This window comes from Treponema denticola (genome assembly GCF_024181645.1).
Classification (GTDB): Bacteria; Spirochaetota; Spirochaetia; order Treponematales; family Treponemataceae; genus Treponema_B; species Treponema_B denticola_A.
In genome coordinates, this window is the sequence record NZ_CP058624.1 from 2,406,243 (window position 1) to 2,426,819 (window position 20,577).

Sequence of the window (20,577 nt, forward strand, 5' to 3'; positions counted from 1 at the left end):
AAAACGGGGTTCTTAGGGGCGTAAGCCCCTAAGCCGCACTTTTCTTTTTTCGGGGTCATAGGGGGGCTTCTTTCTTTTGTCGGAAAAAAGAAAAAAGCACCCCTAATTGGGGGGATTTTTAAGGGGGACATCCCCCTTAAACTACAGGAGATTAATATGAAACATCGTTTTTCACTACGAAACAAATTGATGATTATCTTCGGCTTGCTTATTCTTACGGTCGGTTTTATACTTAGCGTTTTAGCTATACGCACTGCACGCAAAGCCGTAACCGAAAAGGTAGCAACACACCTTATAGACAAGGCAACCGATACGGCTGAAATTCTTGACGGGCGTGTTAATTCATTCTTTCAATTTTTTGAGGGTATTGCTCGTACACCGATGCTCCGAGACAGCACTCTTTCATATCAAGAGAAAACGGCGTATTTGATGAAAGAAGCGGCTTTTAATGAAAGAATAAAAGAACTGGATATAACCGATAAAAACGGAAACTTTTACTATGCAGGAGGTTCCGTTCAAGTAAGCGACAGGGAATGGTTTCAAAAGGCTCTTTCCGGAGAAAAATTCGTTACCGAACCGTACATAGAAAGAGCGACTGGAACACTTGTAATAACTTTTGCAGTTCCCGTTTTCGATTCCACCCATACCGTAGTCGGGGTTTTATCCGCCGACGTCAATGGTTTACAGCTATCGGAAGACATATCGGATATCGTCGTAGGCAAAACGGGAGTTTGCTACATTTTAGGACTGACCGGAACTACCATCGCCGATAAAGATGAGGAACTGGTAAAAAACCGCATAAATTTCAGCGAAGAGGCAAAAAAAGATGCCGCTTTTACTTCTCTTGCCGATTTTGAAAAAATGGCGGTCGAAATCGACGAGCCTTCAATCGGTTTTTATGAATACAAGGGTATAAGCAAAATAGCTTCGTATGCCACTATGAAAACCACTGGTTGGAAAGTTATTGTTCAGGCCCCCAAAGATGAATTTATGGGAACCGTTAATGAACTGAAGCTTGAAATGATTCTCATCGGGTTCGGTGTTTTAGCAGTCAGTTTGATTATCGTCTTTTTTGTTGCCCGTGCAATGATAAAACCCGTTAATGTTGTCGTTGGTGCTCTAAAAGATATTGCCCAAGGCGAAGGTGATTTGACTGTACGCTTGCCCGTTACCGGCAACGATGAGGTTACCGACCTCTCCAACTACTTCAATCAAACCATTTCCAAAATCGGCTCGTCGATTAAAGCCGTCGGTGAAAGCAGTGAAGATATGACACATATCGGAAACGAGCTTGCTTCCAATATGACAGAAACAGCGAGTGCCGTTCACCAAATAAGTGCGAACATTGACGGCGTTAAGCAGCAGGCTTTGACCCAAGCTGCAAGTGTTACCGAAACGGCTGCAACAGTAGAAGAAATTATCCGCACAATAAAACAGCTTAACGGCAGTATCGAAAATCAAGCAGCTTCCGTTGCCGAGTCTTCTTCAGCTATCGAGCAAATGGTCGGCAATATCGCTTCAATCACGCAGACACTCGGCAAAACCGATGATGTTATAAAAACTCTTGCTTCAGCCACGGCCAACGGCAAAGAAACAGTTACAGGAGCGAACAGCGTTACGCAAAAAATAGCCGAAGAATCCGGCGGTCTATTGGAGGCTTCAAGTGTTATTCAGCACATCGCAAGCCAAACCAACTTGCTCGCAATGAACGCCGCAATCGAAGCCGCCCACGCAGGCGAAGCAGGCAAGGGCTTTGCCGTCGTTGCCGACGAAATCCGTAAGCTCGCAGAAGAATCCAGCACTCAAGGCAAAACCATTACTTCCACCCTTAAAGTCCTCTCCGGCGAGATTGAGGCTCTTTCAGCCTCTTCAAAAACGGCAGAAGAAAAGTTCAACGCCATCTTCAACTTATCCGAACAAGTCAAAACTATGAGCCAAAACCTCATGGACGCTATGCGTGAACAGGAAAACGGCAGTAAAGAAGTGCTCACTGCAATCCGCGACATCAACATGGTAACCAACCAAGTCAACGACGGCTCCGCAGAAATGCTCCGCGGCGGCGAAAATGTTGCCGAAGAAATGCAAAAACTCGATGAGCTTACCCGCGTCATCACCGACAGCATGAACGAGATGGCCTCCGGTGCCGTACAAATCAGTAATGCCGTACAAGAAGTAAACGCAATAAGTCAAAAAAATAAGCAAAGTATTGAGAATTTGGCAAACGAGGTTTCTAAATTTAAGGTGTAAGTTAGGATTATGAAGAAAAAGAAACTTAAAACAAGCCTTACGGGAAGGTACAAAACAAAGGTCTTAACCGATCTGATTGACCTAACCGTTAGGGCTATTCAAACTTCGATAGAAGAAACAAAAAGCCTCTTTAAAAAGCACCATTAAGAGGCCTGCCAACTTGCCGAAGAGGTAGGAAAGTTTAAGGTGTAATTTGACTTGCATTATTTTTCAAATAGGTTTAATATAGCTTTATAAAGGAAGAATAGACTTATGGGAAAAAGATATGAGTACAAGGATTTTAAACCGGTTTGGGAACAGGTACCGCCTCCAAAGGACTCTTTTAGAGAAGCTGCGAAGTGGGGAGACCCAAATGAATTTAAGGAGCCTAACGAAAGACTTTATAAATATATGAAAACGGTCTTCGGCATAGGAGATGAGACATTTAAACAAAAGCGTTTTGAAGGACTTGAGGCCTTGCCTGAAAGCCTTCCCGTAAACCTCGACCAAAAACACATTGAGGCCTTAAAAGAAATTTTCGGAGAGGCCGATGTCAGCACGGCTGTTAAGGATAGGGTATCGGTCGCTTACGGAAAAACTATGTACGATGCCTACCGCCTCCGTGAGGGCATCCTTGAAAACATCGCCGATGTTGTAGTATACCCTTCCGATCATGACCAAATAGTTAAACTTGTAGCATACGCAAATGAACACAAAATTCCCCTCTATGTGTACGGAGGCGGTTCTTCCGTTACCAGAGGCGTTGAAGCAGTAAGGGGCGGCATATCCCTCGATATGCGTAAAAACTTTAACAAGGTTTTAGCCTTTAACGAAACAGACCAGACAATTACGGTGCAAGCCGGAATGTCGGGGCCCCAACTGGAAGCTCACTTAAACAATGCCCAAAAAGAATTCAATGCAAAGATGGCCTACACCTGCGGACACTTCCCGCAATCCTTTGAATACTCATCCGTGGGAGGATGGGTAGTTACCCGCGGAGCAGGACAAAATTCCACATATTACGGAAATATAAAGGACATAGTTTTTCAACAAACCTATGTAACTCCTGCGGGCATCGTCAAAAGCTACGGACTTCCCGCCCATGCGGTCGGACCGGACATCGACGAGCTTATGATGGGGAGCGAGGGCTCTTTCGGAATTCTTACAAATGTTACCTTGCGCTTCTTTAAATACAGGCCGGAAACCCGCAAAAAGTTCAGCTTTATATTTAAAACTTGGGAAGCCGGAATGAAAGCATGCCGCGAGATTATGCAAAACGAATCGGGCTTTCCCTCGGTGTTTAGGCTTTCGGATGCGGAAGAAACCGACATGGCGTTAAAGCTCTACGGAGTTGAAGGCACCATAGCCGAAACTGCGATGAACCTCATGGGATATAAACCGATGAAACGCTGCCTCTTTTTAGGCTGGAGCGAAGGGGCTAAAGAATTTTCAAAGCAGCTTTACAAAAAGGTAAAGCGGATATGTAAACAAAACGGCGGACTTTTTTTAACGGGTAAGCCTGTAGACGGCTGGGAGCACGGCCGCTTTACGGATCCGTATTTAAGAGAATCCTTACAAGATTACGGAGTAATAATAGACACAATGGAATGCAGCGTAACATGGGATATGATGCCGAGAGTTCACGAAGAGGTAAGAAGATTTGCAAAATCCCGCCCTCACACGGTCTGCATGACCCATCTTTCCCATGCCTATCCGCAAGGAGCAAACCTGTACTTTATCTTTATAGGTCTTTTTAAAAACAAGGAAGAATATGTGGAATACCAGTACGGCATCTTCGATAACATAATGAAGGCAGGAGCGGCCATGAGCCACCACCACGGTGTAGGCAAGATGACGGCAGCTTGGGTGGAAGAATCCATAGGCCAAACCAATTTTGAAATCTTTAAGGCTTTAAAAAAACATTTCGACCCGAACAATATAATGAATCCGGGCGGAACCCTTGGCCTAGATATGACTGAAGACCAAAAAAGAAAACCAAAATACGCCGGAAAGACTTGGAAAGAAAAATAACTATGTGTAGAGCAAACTTATTTTGTAAAGCGGAGTAGATATAAAATGAAACCGCCAAGCCCGCAAGGGACGCCAAGGGAAAATGAAAGAATATGTTATCAAAACACCATCAAAATTCCTTTGCGCTCTTGGTATCTTTGCGGTTAAATTAAAAAAATTAAAGAAATTCCCAAAAAGGCATATTGAATTTTTTTCCCCCTTATGCTAAGCTCATATTGCCGGGGTGCTTTTACAAGCTGAGAACATACCCGCAAAGGGCTGTCCGCACGGATGCCCTATTACCTGATCCGGATAATACCGGCGGAGGGAGCATATGAAAAATCATTTACGCTCTATTTTAATTTTCTCTTTTTTAATTATCGGTTGTGCCGCTCTTTTTGCAGGCGGTGCAAAAGAATCTGACGGAACAAAGGTTGTGGTTTACACAACAAAATCCTTTGCTGCCGACTACGGCCCCGGCCCGAAAATTGCCGAGCTCTTTAAGGCAAAAACGGGCAAAGAGGTTGAATATGTCATCTGCAAAGAAGGCGTTTTGAACAGGGTCATACTGGAAGGAAAGGCTTCTACAGCCGATGTCCTCATCGGTATAGATAATCACCTTATCGAAAAGGCCCGCAAAGCAAAACTTTTAAAAGCCTACAAACCTACGGCCTCAGACAAAATAGATTCAGGCGTTCTTATTGCCGATGACTGGCTTTTAACCCCCTTTGACTACGGCTATTTTGCCTTTATGTTCGACACAAAAGCCAAAATCAAAAAGCCCACATCTTTAAAAGAGTTGACCGAGCCCGTTTATGCAAAAAAGATTGTTATTTTGGATCCGAGTTCCAGCACAACAGGACTGGGCTTGGCCGCTTGGACAAGGGCTGTATTTGGAGATAATTACCTAGACTTTTGGAAGGCCCTCAAGCCAAATATCTTTGCCATGGCCCCCAAGTGGAGTACGGGCTACGGCTATTTTACAGCCGGAGAAGCTCCCATAGCCATCTCTTACACAAGCAGCCTCGCCTCCCATGTTTTATATGATAAAACAAACCGATTTCAGCCATTGATTTTTGAAGAAGGACATATTATTCAGATTGAAGGCATGGGTATTGCTGCCAATGCAGCTAATACTAAAGGAGCAAAGGAATTTATAGACTTTATGCTGACGGAAGAAGCTCAAAGCCTCCTGCCCGAAACGCAGTTTATGTACCCCGTTATCAAGGGACTTGCTCTTCCTGCTTCTTATAAGGATGTTCCCAAACCTGCAAAAGTTTTGCGTATTCCTTCAGAAGATCAAACCGAATCGGTAAATGCCGTAATCAATGTTTTACAAAAATAAAAAACAAAGCCGAGATACTCGGCCTGACCGAGTTTTTCGGCCGAGCGGCCTATCAAAGGTAGGCCGCCTTGTTTTACCGCTTGGCGGCCTCATCTTTTTTCTTGTACTGCTTTCTTTTTTTCTTCCGCTGATTTTAAGCTTTGTTCCCTTATTTTCTTCACGCTTTGACTTTTCGCATATTACGGGGGTAAAAAGCTCTTTTGACTTTTCGCAGATTTTTAGGATTACAGCCTTTACGGTTTCTCAGGCTTTTTTTTCCTCAGCCCTTGCCTGTGCGGTAGGCTTTGCTGCCGCTTATTTTTGTGCAAGAAAAAATTTTCGGGGTAGAAAATTTTTAATGGCTCTGTCGAGTGTCCCCCTCTGCGTGCCTGCAATAATCGTTGCCCTTTCCTTTATAATATTTTTCGGCAATAACGGAATCCTCAATTCTTTTTTAAAGAGCTTATTAAACCAAGACGAACCGCCTGTCAATTTTGTGTTTTCGATGACAGGAGTAATTATAATCCACGGCTTTTACAACTTTCCCCTTGCGATGAAAACAATTTCTCAAGTTTGGGAACGCTTAAGCGAAGATGAACCTAATGCAGCCCTCCTTTTAGGCGCAAGTAAATTTAGAATCTTTAAGACCATAACCTTTCCGGCTCTTTTAAATTCGATAGCCGTTTCCTTTTTGTTGATTTTCCTTTTTTGCTTTTTTAGTTTTATAATAATCCTGCTTTTCGGAGGCCTTGCCCTTACTACCTTAGAGGTAGAACTTTACAAGGCAGCCCGCACAAAATTGGATATGAACCTTGCCGCAAAGATAGCCCTCACCGAAATATCTGCGGCCTTAATTTTAATCTTCATCTATTCTAAGCTGCAAAAAAAGATGATGGTACAAAACGAAAACCTAAAAGGAATAAGGGAGCGGACTGCAATAAAAGGCTTTGGACAAAAAGTTTTTTTTAGCTTTACGATTTTTATAATTATTCTTTTTTTAATAGCGCCCTTATTTTCTATCTTTTTACATTCTACATATAATGTAAATTATACTTCTATCTTTAATAAATTCTTTTATTTTAAAGCATGGAAAAATATTTTTTTATCCCGAACTTTTTGGATGGCTCTTTGGACAAGTATCAAAATCGGTATTCTTACAGCCCTTGTAAGCCTCATAGCTTCTTTGTTCTTCGCATACATTACCGTCTTTTATAACCGGAGAAAAATATACGCGGTTCCCTATCTGCCCTTGGCCGTTTCATCGGTAATGCTGGGCTTCGGCTGGCTCTTATTAAGACCCAACGGAACGGAGCTCATTTTAATCTTTGCACAAAGCTCACTTGCATGGCCCTTTGCGTGGACTCAGATACAGACCGCGCTTTTACGCATTCCTCAAAATATTATCAATGCAGCAGTCTTGCTTTCACCGGACAAAAAAACGGCCTTTTTTAAGGTGATAGTACCCATGTGCAAGAAGGGCATCTTTTCCGCCTTGGCCTTTGTCTTTGCCATAAGTGCGGGCGATGCTTCCTTGCCAATAGTTTTAAACATACCGCGGTTTAATAACCTTGCCCTGCTGATTTTCGATTATGCTTCTTCATACCGCTTTGTAGAATCTTCTGCGGTTGCAGTCGTCTTAAGCCTTATAACCGGCTTTGTTTTCTTTTTACAGGAAAAAGAAATTTAAAATAATTTAAGGAGAAACCGATGGAAAACGAAAAAGCATTTTTACAGCTTAAAAACATAAAAAAACATTTTACCGAAAAAGATATTTCCATTTCCTTTGAATTAAAAAAGGGGAAAGCTCTTGCCCTCCTCGGTCCTTCGGGCTGCGGCAAAACAACGGTTCTAAAAATAATCGCAGGCCTTGTCTCTGCGGATTCGGGAGAAATTATTTTGGACGGAAAGAATATCAATCACACGCCTCCCGGTAAACGCGGAATCGGAATGGTCTTTCAGGACTATGCCCTCTTCCCTCATCTCAATGTTGAAGAAAACATTTTCTACGGTTTGGTTTCCCAAGGCATGTCCAAAAAGGAAGCCCGTAAGGCCATTGCCCCCCTCGTCGAGCTGTTTCATTTGGAGGCCTTACAAAAACGCAAAACGGATCTCCTTTCGGGCGGAGAAAAACAAAGGGTTTCTCTTGCACGGAGCCTTGCAGTAAAGCCCGCCCTCATCCTCTTTGATGAACCCCTTTCTGCCCTCGATGCAGACCTTCGCCTGCACTTGCGTAAAGAATTAAGAGCCAAGCAGGAGAGCTTGGGCTACACAGCCGTTTATGTTACCCACGACAAAGACGAGGCTGCCGCCCTTGCCGATGAGGTGCTCTACATGGGCTAGAAGCTAGGCTCCATATTCTAGTAAAAAATCGATTATGTTTTTGTGGATAATTCCGTCCTGACTAAAATCCATAGAATCCAAGGAGAGTACATATTTAGGAAAATTATCCTTGATTGCCTTATAAACACCGAATTCTCTTTCCCTTGTGGATTCATCTCCCATTTTATAAGCGACTTGATAATAAGAAACATCGTTTTCTCTTTTAGCTATAAAGTCGATTTCTTTGTCTTTTACCTTGCCTATTGTAACCTCATAGCCTCTGGAACGAAGTTCAATATAGACAATATTTTCGAGCACTCTTTCAATGTCTTTCATATTGGAAAATCCTCGTGCCTGCCTAAACCCGTGATCCGTCAGATAGTATTTTTCGTCGATTTTAAGCACCTTTTTTCCCGCAGTATCGTAGCGGGGCACCTTTTTTATGATAAAGGCTTTACTGCAATAATCCAAATAATTAAGTACCGTATCCGTCGAAACATTTCTGTTTTCATTTTTAAAATAATTTTTTATACTGTTTGCAGAAAAGGTGTGCCCTATGTTTGCCATAGCATAATCTAAGATACGGTTAAATATATCCACATCCCTTATATTATTGTACTGTAAAACATCTTTAACCAAAACGGTATTATAAACATCATTTAAGTATTTAAAAGACGGAACTTCCTCCAAATTAAAATACTTCAAAAAAGGCATTCCTCCTGTTTTAACAAAAGCAAAAAACAAATCTTCCCTAGAAAGAGCCTTACCATCAAAGCATCTTATAAATTCCCCAAAGCTGAAAGGTTGAATTTCAAATTCCACATATCTTCCGGCCAGTAGACTTGCAAGATCTCCAGAAAGCAAGCCGGAATTTGAGCCTGTAAGATAAATATCGCAATCCAAATCAACCCGCAGTCCGTTTATAACCTGCTCCCAATTTTCTACAAACTGTATTTCGTCAAAGAAAAAATATATTCTTCCGGTTAAGTCCTTGATTAAGGGCTTTAGGTATTCAATCAAGGCTTCGGCCTTGTTTACCGTAAAAAGCTCTATGGATTCAAAATTAAGATAAATTTTATTTTTATTGGGTATGTGGTGAAAAACCTCATCTTTTATGAGCAGTAAAATAGTTGATTTTCCAACCCGTCTCATACCGGATAGAACCTTAATAATGGGCTTATCGATAAACTGCCGGATTTTTTCCATATAGCGTGATCTTACAATATAGCTCATTCCATCACCTCTTATACTTCGATTATAGTCGAAATAAAAGATAAAATCAAGAAGAATTTCGATTATAGTCGATAAAATTAGTATTTTTTACTATAGTTTCGACTATAATCGAAAATATTGGTATTTTTGTTATAATTTCGATTATAATCGAAATTATAGAACGGATTTATTTCTTATATATTTTGAAGATCGGCCGCTGCCGATAATTTTGATTAATCCATCCCTTAACATAGTGCCTAAGACAGCCTCAACAGTTGTGGGGCTAATATCGGGATGAATTTTGCATATTTCCGATTTTGAAATTGGGGTAAGGCTGTTTAAAACACAGGCTTCAAGTCTGGCCGTTTTTGTAACTTTTTTTCCGTGCAGAACGGCAAACCGCTTATCAAGTTCTTTATAACATCGGTAAAGGGTGGACAAAAAGTTTTCGATAAAAGGGATATAGTCATTTTTATTTTCATGCCAATAATATGAAGATTTTTTTAGAGAATCATAATAGTACGATTTATAATTATTTATCTGCTCCTCAAAAGAAACATATTTACCTACATCATATCCGTTTTTGTATAATAAAAGAAGAGATAATAACCTTGACATTCTTCCGTTTCCGTCTTTAAAAGGGTGAATGCATAAAAAATCGAGAATGACACATGGTATCAATAATAACTGATTAATACCGCTGTCATCCCGTGCAGAAAGATAAGCAAGCTCCAATTGTTCCATTGCCATAGGTGTTTCTTCAGCAGATATAGGCTGAAATCTGATTTTCCTGTTTCCGTCTGAATCTACTTCAATTATAGAATTATTATAAGTTTTAAACCAGCCGCCGTATTCATATCCTGCCGAAGACATTAAAATTTTATGAAGAGCCAAAATATCTTTAACCGTAAAATCAATATTTTCATAGGCTGAATGAATAGCAGCAAGGGCATCTCGATAACCTGCAATTTCAGCCTCATCATGATTAAGAGGAGCACTGTTTTGATTTACAATAGCATTTATTCTTTCATCGCTTGTAACAATACCTTCGATTGCATTTGAGCTTTTAATAGATTGAATTCTTGCAACTGCTTCAAGTTCCGTAAAAACTTTTAAATAATCTTGTTTTCTGTGTTTTGCCTCATTTTTAAGATCTGCAATCCCTGAAGAAATATTCAAAAGCCCTGCCGGAAGCAAAGCATTTTTTAAAAAAGAATAATCGAATTTTCTCATAAGCAGCCTTTCTACATAAAAATTATGCACTTTTATGCAGAAAGGTCAAGTCTTTCTGCATGAAAATCAAGAATTTTCATGCAGAAACTATGTGAAAGGCTTTATTTTAAGCCGCCTAAATTCAAATATTTTAGAACAGTGGCCAGCACAGCAGAGGTTCCCTTATAAAATAAACTTTCATCCATATCAAATTTATCTGAGTGATGAGGATAAATACTACCGTCTTTCTGTATTATAGGATTGGACAAGACAAAAAACGTACCCGGAGCTTTTTGCAAAAAGTAGGCCATATCTTCACCGGCCATTGTAGGCACCGAAATTTCGTGAATAGAATCTTCTCCCAAAATTTCTTTTGTACTTTCAATAAAAAACTCCGTAAAATCTTCATTATTTATCAAAACAGGATATCTAAAATCATAGACCGTTTTTGCTTCTGCCCTGTATGATTTTGAAATACCTGAAGCAATTTCTTCAATTCTTTTTGCTATAAAATTCCGTTCATTCTCATCTGTAACACGCACTGTTCCTTCAATAAAAACTTCATCGGGTATGATATTAAAAGCGGATCCGCCATGTATCTGCCCTACGGAAATTAAGGCGCGAGAAGTTGGGGGAAGCTCACGGCTTATAATCTTTTGCAGACCGGAAACTATTTCACAAGAGATAGGAACAGGATCTACCGAAAGATGCGGATAAGCCCCATGAGCGCCATACCCCTTTATGATAATCTTGAATTTATCGGCGGCGGCAAAAAAAGGCCCCTTACATGCACCGATCTTTCCTTTTTCAACGCCCGGATAAATATAACCTGCGTGAAGGCCTATGACGGCATCAACCTTTGGATTTTCCATACAGCCTTCTTCAATCATGGGGAGAGCTCCTCCCGGATACTCTTCTCCCGGTTGAAAAAGAATTTTCACACAGCCTTTAAATTCCGATGACAGTTCCTTGAGAACCATACAGGCTCCAAGAGCCATAGCCATGTGCCCGTCATGGCCGCAGGCATGCATACAGCCCTCATGTTTTGATGCAAAACTTAGACCCGTATTTTCTTTTATAGGCAAGGCATCCATATCGGCTCTAATTGCTATACATTTGCCCTTTTCTTTTCCCTCAATAAGTGCAACAATAGCATTCCCATCGACAAGTTTATGATATGGTATTTGCATAGCATCAAGCTGCCTACAAACATAGTCCACAGTTTTGGGAAGGGATAATTGCAATTCGGGAATCTGATGTAAGTCCCGCCTAATTTGAATAATCTTAGCTTCCTTTTGTTTAACCAAGTCAATTATATTATACATATTTAAATTAAACCTCCTTATGTAAATTGTATAATAAAGTATTGCACAGTTTTTTGCAAAAGTCAACACTAATTTTTTTGTTGATTGATTTTTTTAACCTTTTCCTTTATACTTAATGAACGGTAGATATTTTAATAGAGAGACTCCTGTAATTATATGCTTTTATTTTTAGAAAATTTTTTGATAGTTCTTTTTTCTTCTCTTTTTGTATTTCTTAAAACCGGATCGTTTATAGTTATTCCTTACTTTATGATATTTTTTTCTATGGGCCTTTGGAGCGGTATGATACACAGCAACATAAAGCCTTTTATTTTTATTATTTTTGTCATATTTATAGCAGCATTCAATAAAAATCTTGCATTTTTTTCTCCCGTTTTTATCGCTATGAATTTAGAAGCTGAAGAAAATCAAAAGAACTTGTCCATTATTTTTAAATTTCTTCCGTTACTATGTGTATTTTTTAATTTCGATCTTATTTTTTTTCTGTTTACTTTGATTATATTCTTCTATTCGGGTGTTAAGGAAAACTATTTACTTAAAACATTGGAAGTAACCGGCCTAAAAGACAAACTTGCCGAAAGCAAAATTAATTCGAAAAAAAGAGAAAGAATTTTAGAAAACGAGGTTTTAAAAAATGCTGAAGTTTTAATCCTCGCCGAACGAAACAGAATTTCAGGAAGTCTTCATAATTCCATAGGTCACACACTTAGTGCCGGTATTTTACAGGTGAATGCACTAAAATATATTTCAAATCAGAAAGAAGTAAAAGACAGCTTAAATATTTTACAAAATTCTTTAGAAAACGGTATGACCGAAATAAGAGAATGTCTTCATAATATGCATAATGATTCTTTTAATTTACAAACAGGTTTGGAAGAGCTTGTTGAAAACACAAAAAAACCTAAGATACAATTAACATATAAGATAGACTCTATACCTTATGAGCTAAAATACGATATTTTTTCAATAGTAAAAGAAAGTCTTTCAAACACCATCAAACACAGCGGAGCAAGTGAATTGAATTTAAGCGTACTGGAACACATCGGCTTTTACTCTCTTATAATAAAAGATAACGGGCGAGGTTTTTCAGGAAAAGAAATCAAAAATCTAAATTATGGAATAGGCTTAAAGGTTATAGCCGACCTTGTAGAAAAACATAGAGGTATAATTAAATTTTATTCCGAAAACGGATTTAAAACTCATATTATATTTCCAAAAATAAAGGATAAATACAATGAAGATAATAATAGTTGATGATGATTGTCTTGTAGTTTCCTCTTTAAAAACAATATTAACAGTCAACGGGTTCAATATTATTGCAACCGGCTCAAACGGAAGCGAAGCTATTGCCCTCTTTAATGAATACAAACCGGATATTCTTTTAATGGATATCAGAATGCAAAATATGACCGGAATAGAAGCAAGCGAAAAAATTCTATCCGAACATAGCGATGCAAAAATATTATTGCTTACAACCTTTAACGATGAAGAATATATTACAAAGGCAATTAACTTCGGATGTAAGGGTTATATATTAAAACAAAACATAGATTCTCTGGTACCTGCATTAAACGCAGTCGGCGCAGGGAGCATCGTATTCGATTCGGAAATAATATCAAAAATCCCTCAAACAAAACCGGCGCGCTCTCAATTTTCAGGCGACTTAAATGACAGGGAAACGGACATTTTGGAATTAGTTGCAGATGGGCTTAATAATAAAGAAATAGCAAACCGACTTAGTTTAAGTGAAGGAACTGTCCGCAATTATGTTTCTTCCATACTCGAAAAATTGGATTTAAGAGACAGGACACAATTAGTCGTATATTATTATACAAAATAGGAGAACCTTGATTGAAAAAAGAAAAAAATAATAGTCAGAAATTTTTAGCTTGGTATGCAAGAGTTATTCAAGAACAAAAAAAAGGGCTCTATGACTTTAATCAAAAAATATATATCACAATTGTAAGCTTTGTAAATAATGACCTTTTAACTACTGCGGCTGCGGGAGCATATAATTTTTTAATGTCAGCTCTCCCTGTTTTTATTTTAACATTAACTATTTTACTCCGTGTCTTAAAACAAAGTCCTCAGCAAATAAAAGAAGCAATCAGAGCTCTTTCAATTTTTCAAAACACGGTTAATCTTGACAGGTTTTTTCATTTTTTATTGAATGTGAATAGTTTCTCTTTTTTTGAGTTTATTGTTTTGATTTTTGTTTTATGGATGGCCAGACGTTTTTTTGCCACCATTCAGCATTCAATCAGAAAAGTATACCGTAAGAAAATAAAAATAACCCCTTTAAAGACCAGCCTGATAGTTATTCTAGGCGAAATAATTGTTGTTATCCTGCTTGTTTTTCTATTTATATTTTTAATAACGGGCTCTGCGGTATTTAGAAGCGATTTTGCTCAGCCTGTTTTTTCACCGAACTTATTTAGTCTTTTAAGAAATCTATTTAGATTTATTCCCGTTATTTTTATGCAGCTGTTTGTCTGTCTGATATATTATTGGATGCCGCCTATAAAGCCTTCTTTTAAAACGGCTTTTCTTTCATCTGCAGCCTGCACTCTATCTTATTATTTTGTAAAGATATTTTTTATTTTTTTTAGGTCTACGGTTAAATTTACATTTGTATACGGCCTTTTTACAAATGTAATACTTGTCCTAATTCAAGTCTGGTTTTTCTTTTTCTTTTTTGTGTTTTTTGCACAATTTATGTATGTTAATCAGTTTTTTAACAGCTTTATAATTTCACAACTTTACAGGCTCCCAAAAGAAGATGCTCCCGGTTTTTTTAATCAGCTTTTAAGGCATCTTTTTATTAGCCCGCCAAAAGAATATAGAAAACAAACTATAGAAATAAAAGCAGGAGAGACTATTTTTAATTATGAAGATGAATCAAGTGAGATTTACTACATAATAGAAGGAAGCGTAAGAGTCACAAGGTTAAACAAAATTTTGAATTTCGAAAAAGGCGACTTATTCGGAGAGCTTGCATGTCTTTTAAACGGAAAGAGGACGGGTACGGCTGTTGCAGTAACAGATTGTCTTTTAGCTGTTGTGCCGGAAAATATTTTTTTAGAAGCAATTTCAATCGACGGAAATGTTTCAAGGCAGGCCTTAAAAATTTTAGCCGAATCTTTAATAGGCCAAAATTAAAATTTAAAAACGCTTTAGAAAATTCTAAAGCGTTTTTTTAAGTATTTATTCGTGCGGAGGGTTTAATACCCCGACGCTCGCGTCGGGGTTGTTGATTAACTGTTCCTCATTTAAAATTATATTTAGTAACTATCGGCTTTCGGTTTTGAGTAATGTCATTAAAGTATTCATAAAGACTTATGCCTAAAAATGAGCCCATAATATTTACTATGTTCTTATATCCTTTTCCTTTTAAAGCACAAAGAGCATTGTAGCTTCTCTGGCTCGAGCGGCAATGTACATATACAGGCTTATCTTTCGGAATCTCATTCATTCTTTCTCGTAATTGGCTCAAAGGAATATTGAGGGCATTTACAAGATGGCCCGCTTCAAATTCCTTGGGCTCGCGAACGTCAACAATAAAAGCATTGTTTTCTACAAGCTCTCTTACCATTGTAACGGGAACCTGCTTATACACTCCGTTTAAAATATTTAAACCTACAAGAGCGGCATAATTTACAGCATCTTTTGCAGTGCCGAACATAGGGGAATAACAAAGCTCCAACTCTTTTAAGTCTTCCAAAGTTCCGCCCAACATAATAAACGAAGCTATAACATCTATACGCTTATCGACATTTCCTTTTCCTATTGCTTGAGCTCCTAAAATCTTGCCGGAAGGCTTGGCAAAAATCAGCTTAAAGAAAAGAGGATGTGCATCCGGCATAAGACCTACCTTATCTCCGGGAATAACATAGACAAAGTCGTAATTAATTCCCTGTGCCTGACACTCTCTTTCATTGAGACCCGTACATGCGGCATTATAATCAAAGCATTGGATAACTGAAGAACCGATGACTCCCGTATTTCTATGAGGAATGCCGTACATATCATCTGCAGCAGCCCTAGCCTGTCTTTGTGCAGGGCCTGCAAGAGTAAGCCTTGTCTTTTTGCTCGTTATAAAATGACTTACTTCAATAGCATCTCCTACTGCATAAATATCTTCTACATTGGTGCGGTAATTATGATCTACTAAAATAGCTCCCGTATCTCCAAGTTTTACGCCTGCACTTTGAGCTAAAGCAACTTCAGGACGGACACCCAATGACAGAACAACAGCTCCTGCATCAAGCTTTTTGCCGCTCTCAAGGATAATATGGCTGTCGCCTATCTCTTTTATACCGTCGCCCAAAACTAAGTTTACGCCCTTATCGTGCAACTCTTTATGAAGGATTTGGGCCATATCATAATCAAACGGAGCCATTACCTGAGGAAGTTTTTCTACAAGAGAAACATTTTTACCTGCAAGCTTAAAGTTTTCTGCAACCTCAATACCGATAAACCCCGCCCCTATAACAGCAATATCTTTTACATTTTGAGCTTTAACATAATCATCAAGCTTTTTAATGTCAACAACATTCCTTACGGTAAAAACATGAGGCTTATCATATCCCGTTATAGAACGCGGAACCACAGGTACAGCCCCCGGAGAAAGAGCTAATACATCATAAGATTCTTCAAATTCTGTTCCGGTATTTAAGTCTTTTACCTTAACGATTTTTTTTGATGAATCGACAGCCAAAACCTCATGAGAAGTCTTTGCAATAATATTATATTGCTTTTTAAACCGTTCGGGAGTCATCAAAACAAGATTCTCGCTTTCGGGAACAATCCGACTCAAGAAAAAGGGTAAGGCACAATTTGAAAAAGATACATTGGGACCTTTTTCAAACATAATAACTTCAGCATTTTCATCCAAGCGTCTAACTCTCGCGGCAACTGAAGCTCCGCCTGCTACGCCTCCTACAATTACAACTTTCTTTGCCATAAACTACTCCTTAAAATAAAATTTATTCTAAATTGATTTTTTCAAACATTTTTTTATAATAGAGAGATACAGGATCGTCCGGGAATATACTCAAAACCTTATCAAAATATTTAGCTGCAGATCCAACCCCCTCGTTCGATAAAGCTTTTAAAGCCTTTTCCATGTAGCCCTGAGAGCTGTACTTTAAATCACGAATAAAACCATCATCACAATCATAAACTTCATATAAGAATGTTTCCTTGTTCGATGAATTTTTAACCCTTTGTATAGGTCTAATATAATGCTCAGAAATATCATTAAGGGCCTCATAAATTCTATCGGAAATAATCATATAGGAAGAATATTTTTTTGTAGATTCCTGCAAAACTTCTGCAATGTGGTAAGAATTGGAAATAATAATACTATCCATTCGTGTCGAATTACCTATGATACCTAAAAGAATATCCCCCATATCAATTCCTATACCTATTTTTATAGGGGATGAGTTAGGAACTGCAATACTATTATCTCGGATAGCCTTTTGTATATCTATTCCGCATAAAAGAGCAGAATTCGCTCCATCAGGAAATAAAGCAAAAAAACCGTCCCCCAAGTATTTTGTTATTACACCATTATATTTCCGAACAATTGGAGCTACCAATGCAAAATACTCATTCAATAATTCAAAAACTTGATTGGGTGCAAGTTTTTCTGAAGTGTGAGTAAAGGAACGGATATCTATCGAAAGGATTGGCATTGTAAGTTCAACATTATCTCCCAGTTTAACATCCGTTATAGACTTTTTATTTAAAAGCTCTACAATTTGATCAGGCACAAACCTAATAAGAGATCGATTTATAAGCTTCATTTCTACACTTAGATCTTCTATTTTATTTATTGAACCCGAATAATCATCCAATACCATTATCGACAATATGATAACTGCAAAAACCGTCCCTATCTGAATAAAAAAATCTCCCGATATAATACCTAAAGCAATAAATAAGTCATAAACACCGAATAAAAACAATACGGATGTTGCAATAAATATCCATACGGAAAATTCTTTCTTTTTTTTCAAACCTATTATTGCAATACTGATAATATAACTTACACAAAACAAAGCAAAAACTTGGTAGTAACCCAATAAAAATGTTGAAACTTCAGGCGGAAGAACTATAGTGGAAATTGCATATAAAATTGATACGGATAATATAATGATATAAGGAATCTTATACCGTAATTTTAAGGCCTTTGTTAGAAAGACAGTAAAAAAAATAATCGGTAAAGGAACTGTAACATACCGCATAATAAAATTAGCAATCCATGGAATGTCCGGAAATAAAATCATAAAAATATGAGGATAAAAGAAAATTCCCCGAACGGCTAAAACCATGGACGTTAATGCAAACCAAATTACAAAGGAGTTTTTATGGAAAAAGGAAAGCATAAAGAAAAATAAAGCAACTGAAAAAGTTACGGCAAATATAGTACCATAGAAGATCAAATCTCCTCTAAACATTAGTCCTATTTGAGAGGCTTCACCCAAAATAATCGGAGAAAAAATATAACCTTTCTTGTTAAAAAAATTAGAAACATTAATAACTATAGTAGCTGTTCCGTCTTTTAAGGGTCTAAAAGCTATTTGAGATGATCTGGTTCCCGGATTTTCTGTCTCCCGATCTATACCGGGCTGCCCCTGACTTTCACGATCTATTCCATTTATTATAATACTGCAGCTGCTAAAAATATGGGGGACATGAATTGCATAAATGGTACCGGGATCTAAACCATATAATTCTAAACCGTAAGAACCGTAACCAAAAACATTCCCTAAATCCTTGCTTGCAAAATCACCTGGAACCTTAGCATAAGATTCTTCATGGCTATTTTTTAAAGAATAAAACTGATTAGGCGTATAATAAAAATCTCCGCTTAAAGAAAAAAGAGAGGACTTTGATAAGGTCTTCGCGGGAATAGACACCTTACCGTTTTTTACTTCCAAATCTATGATTTTTTGTTCATAAACAAGTTTAAACAAATTAGTTAGATATAAAAGAATAAACAAACAAAAAAAAGGAATAGACCCTAAAAACAACCTTTTCTTTTCTATCGTCATAATTTTTTTACCTCATATATTCTAACCGGTTCATCTTTTCCTCTAAATCTTACCAAGCCGTTATATTCAAATTTAACTTCATTTATGGGAAGATTAGTTACATTCTTTTTAACAACTTCGCTGATAAAAATATTTACTCTTTTTTTTAGAGCATAAAAATGAAGTCTGGAAGCAACATTAACAACATCGGATATAACGGTGCTGTCCATTCTTTCTTCTTCTCCAATCGTACCAAGCATAAGCCTTCCATAATGAATACCTACAGCAAGGTCTATTTTAGGCAATTTACTTATTTCTCTATCCATATTTTCAAGTTGAACTACGGATTTAATTTCAAGCATACACTTTATAACATCATCTGCCGAGCCGTGAAAAAGTACCATTAAGCCCTCAGTTAAATACTTATCGATAAATCCGTTATGAGCCTGAATAATAGGATTGATATTTGCTAAAGTATAATTATAAATTTTAAGAAGACCCAGTCTGTCTTTTTCTGTTTCTAAATCTGTATAAACACCTAAATGAATGAAAGCTATATACATGTCTTTTAAAATATTATCTCCTAACTTAATATCAACGTGTTTTTTTCGTAAAAAATTCATAAATTCGTTCGGAACAAATTTTGCAAGAGCTTCGTTTGTAGCTTCTATCTGCTTCGTAATTCCGATAACCCTATCAGAGCTGTCTCTAAAATTACGCAAAACAACAATGGCCATTGGAATCAATAAGACCAAAACACCTATATGTGATAGGAAAAAGCCCTGTATAATCCTATTTGCAATTAAAACATCTCTTACACCTAAAATTAAAAAGATTGAAAACCCCGTCAAAAAAAGGATTGCCGATGCATCTTTCCGTGAAGCGGCTTTCATAACAATTATTACATTATATGCTGCAAACAATAAAACATAGATTTGCGCAGGCTGAAGCAGCGCAGCCGAAATTCTGATAGGAGCAAAAATATTTATGATAATGTACAATATTCCGGGAACAAGCATAATAAACCAATATCTGCTTTTTATTTTGCTAAAAAGGTTGTTTATAAACAATGCTGCAAATATGATACCCAATGAAAGTGTCATATAACCTATTCTGAAAAGAGCCTCCCCGCTAATACCGGGTATTATTGTTGCAAGCAAAAATTCATCATAGCAGCAAATTCTTAAAGAAAAATTAGCCGCCAACAAACCGAAATAAAGCGATTGCTTTTCTTTAGAATAAAAAATAAACAAAGAAATAAAAAATGCTGCAACCAACAAAAGGATGCCGGCCAATATAGTCAGAGTTAAAACGCTTGCATTTTTTGCATTTAAAAGATCAGAGTAAAAACCGAATTCTATGGGCTTTAAAAAACCGGCCTTATTATCACTAAAATTAGAAACATGAAAAACTAATGTTACTTTTTCCTTCCCGAAAGTCGGAAGGATAATAAACGGGGCATCCCAATTAAAGACTTCAAATTTACGGGAATTACCCACAACACCGCTTCTATAAACTTCCTTCCCTTCAAGGTATGCAGTAAAGGCGGAAGAAACGGTTGCCGTTTTTATTGCATATACACCGCTTGTAGAAAGATTTTTTATTCTTAAAGCATAGGTCCCATATCCGTAAATCGACAGGCCGTCTCCATACTTATGCCAAGATGTATTTATATTCTCATAACGGGTATATTTAGTAAAATCTTCCAAAGGGCTGACAAATTTGTTTGGAATAAAAATCCATTCTCCTTCCAGTACTTGTATATCACCTACAGATATATTTTCTGCATCAAAAACACCTTTTACGACAGCATCTAAACGAGGCTCGGCAGGCTTTATACACGAAGCTAAAAACAGAGAACAGATAAAAATCAGAGTAAACTTTTTCACACACTTACTCCACAAGCGGG

15 protein-coding genes are annotated in these 20,577 nt (G+C 37.7%); 9 read left to right on the forward strand and 6 right to left on the reverse strand.

Annotated elements, in window-relative coordinates:
- Positions 1 to 156 precede the first annotated feature (156 nt).
- From HO345_RS11345 to HO345_RS11370, 6 genes are all read left to right on the forward strand, one after another.
- On the forward strand, positions 157 to 2,247 hold the full coding sequence (locus HO345_RS11345) for a methyl-accepting chemotaxis protein (protein WP_253682993.1): 2,091 nt from the start codon (positions 157 to 159) through the stop codon (positions 2,245 to 2,247).
- Positions 2,248 to 2,256: 9 nt separating this feature from the next.
- Positions 2,257 to 2,394 carry a hypothetical protein gene (locus tag HO345_RS11350; protein WP_155237448.1) on the forward strand — a complete coding sequence of 46 codons (138 nt, stop codon included), beginning with the start codon at positions 2,257 to 2,259 and terminating at the stop codon, positions 2,392 to 2,394.
- A gap of 105 nt (positions 2,395 to 2,499) precedes the next feature.
- Positions 2,500 to 4,257, forward strand: a complete 1,758-nt coding sequence (locus HO345_RS11355; protein WP_253682994.1) for an FAD-binding oxidoreductase — start codon at positions 2,500 to 2,502, stop codon at positions 4,255 to 4,257.
- A 313-nt stretch (positions 4,258 to 4,570) separates the two neighbouring features.
- Entirely contained in the window at positions 4,571 to 5,581 is a 1,011-nt protein-coding gene (locus tag HO345_RS11360; protein WP_253682995.1) for a thiamine ABC transporter substrate-binding protein, read from the forward strand.
- Positions 5,565 to 7,247, forward strand: a complete 1,683-nt coding sequence (locus HO345_RS11365; protein ID WP_253682996.1) for an ABC transporter permease — start codon at positions 5,565 to 5,567, stop codon at positions 7,245 to 7,247. Before HO345_RS11360 ends, HO345_RS11365 begins: the two co-directional genes overlap by 17 nt.
- Positions 7,248 to 7,267: 20 nt before the next feature.
- A complete protein-coding gene (locus HO345_RS11370) occupies positions 7,268 to 7,900 on the forward strand; it encodes an ABC transporter ATP-binding protein (protein ID WP_253682997.1) in 633 nt (210 codons plus the stop codon).
- Between the two features lie 3 nt (positions 7,901 to 7,903).
- Here HO345_RS11370 and HO345_RS11375 read toward each other — a convergent pair whose 3' ends face one another.
- The 3 genes from HO345_RS11375 to HO345_RS11385 form a co-directional block, all read right to left on the reverse strand.
- Positions 7,904 to 9,112 carry an ATP-binding protein gene (locus HO345_RS11375; RefSeq protein WP_253682998.1) on the reverse strand — a complete coding sequence of 403 codons (1,209 nt, stop codon included), beginning with the start codon at positions 9,110 to 9,112 and terminating at the stop codon, positions 7,904 to 7,906.
- A 153-nt stretch (positions 9,113 to 9,265) separates the two neighbouring features.
- Positions 9,266 to 10,324, reverse strand: coding sequence for a Fic family protein (locus HO345_RS11380; RefSeq protein ID WP_253682999.1), 1,059 nt, complete (start codon positions 10,322 to 10,324; stop codon positions 9,266 to 9,268).
- 101 nt (positions 10,325 to 10,425) lie between these two features.
- A complete protein-coding gene (locus tag HO345_RS11385) occupies positions 10,426 to 11,628 on the reverse strand; it encodes a M20 metallopeptidase family protein (protein ID WP_253683000.1) in 1,203 nt (400 codons plus the stop codon).
- Positions 11,629 to 11,784: 156 nt separating this feature from the next.
- On the opposite strand from HO345_RS11385, the gene HO345_RS11390 reads away from it, so the two are divergent.
- Genes HO345_RS11390 through HO345_RS11400 form a run of 3 tightly spaced genes read left to right on the forward strand, consistent with a single transcriptional unit; the run spans position 11,785 to position 14,787 of the window.
- Complete coding sequence (locus HO345_RS11390) at positions 11,785 to 12,882, forward strand: sensor histidine kinase (protein ID WP_253683001.1); 1,098 nt, start codon at positions 11,785 to 11,787, stop codon at positions 12,880 to 12,882.
- A complete protein-coding gene (locus HO345_RS11395; RefSeq protein ID WP_253683002.1) occupies positions 12,863 to 13,468 on the forward strand; it encodes a response regulator transcription factor in 606 nt (201 codons plus the stop codon). The genes HO345_RS11390 and HO345_RS11395 overlap by 20 nt, the downstream gene beginning before the upstream one ends.
- 11 nt (positions 13,469 to 13,479) lie before the next feature.
- Positions 13,480 to 14,787 carry a YhjD/YihY/BrkB family envelope integrity protein gene (locus HO345_RS11400; protein ID WP_253683003.1) on the forward strand — a complete coding sequence of 436 codons (1,308 nt, stop codon included), beginning with the start codon at positions 13,480 to 13,482 and terminating at the stop codon, positions 14,785 to 14,787.
- Positions 14,788 to 14,893: 106 nt separating this feature from the next.
- On the opposite strand, the gene HO345_RS11405 is transcribed toward HO345_RS11400, so the two are convergent.
- Genes HO345_RS11405 through HO345_RS11415 form a run of 3 tightly spaced genes read right to left on the reverse strand, consistent with a single transcriptional unit; the run spans position 14,894 to position 20,557 of the window.
- Complete coding sequence (locus tag HO345_RS11405) at positions 14,894 to 16,591, reverse strand: FAD-dependent oxidoreductase (protein WP_253683004.1); 1,698 nt, start codon at positions 16,589 to 16,591, stop codon at positions 14,894 to 14,896.
- Positions 16,592 to 16,613: 22 nt separating this feature from the next.
- Complete coding sequence (locus HO345_RS11410; RefSeq protein ID WP_253683005.1) at positions 16,614 to 18,689, reverse strand: adenylate/guanylate cyclase domain-containing protein; 2,076 nt, start codon at positions 18,687 to 18,689, stop codon at positions 16,614 to 16,616.
- A complete protein-coding gene (locus tag HO345_RS11415; protein ID WP_253683006.1) occupies positions 18,686 to 20,557 on the reverse strand; it encodes an adenylate/guanylate cyclase domain-containing protein in 1,872 nt (623 codons plus the stop codon). The genes HO345_RS11410 and HO345_RS11415 overlap by 4 nt, the downstream gene beginning before the upstream one ends.
- Positions 20,558 to 20,577: the final 20 nt, after the last annotated feature.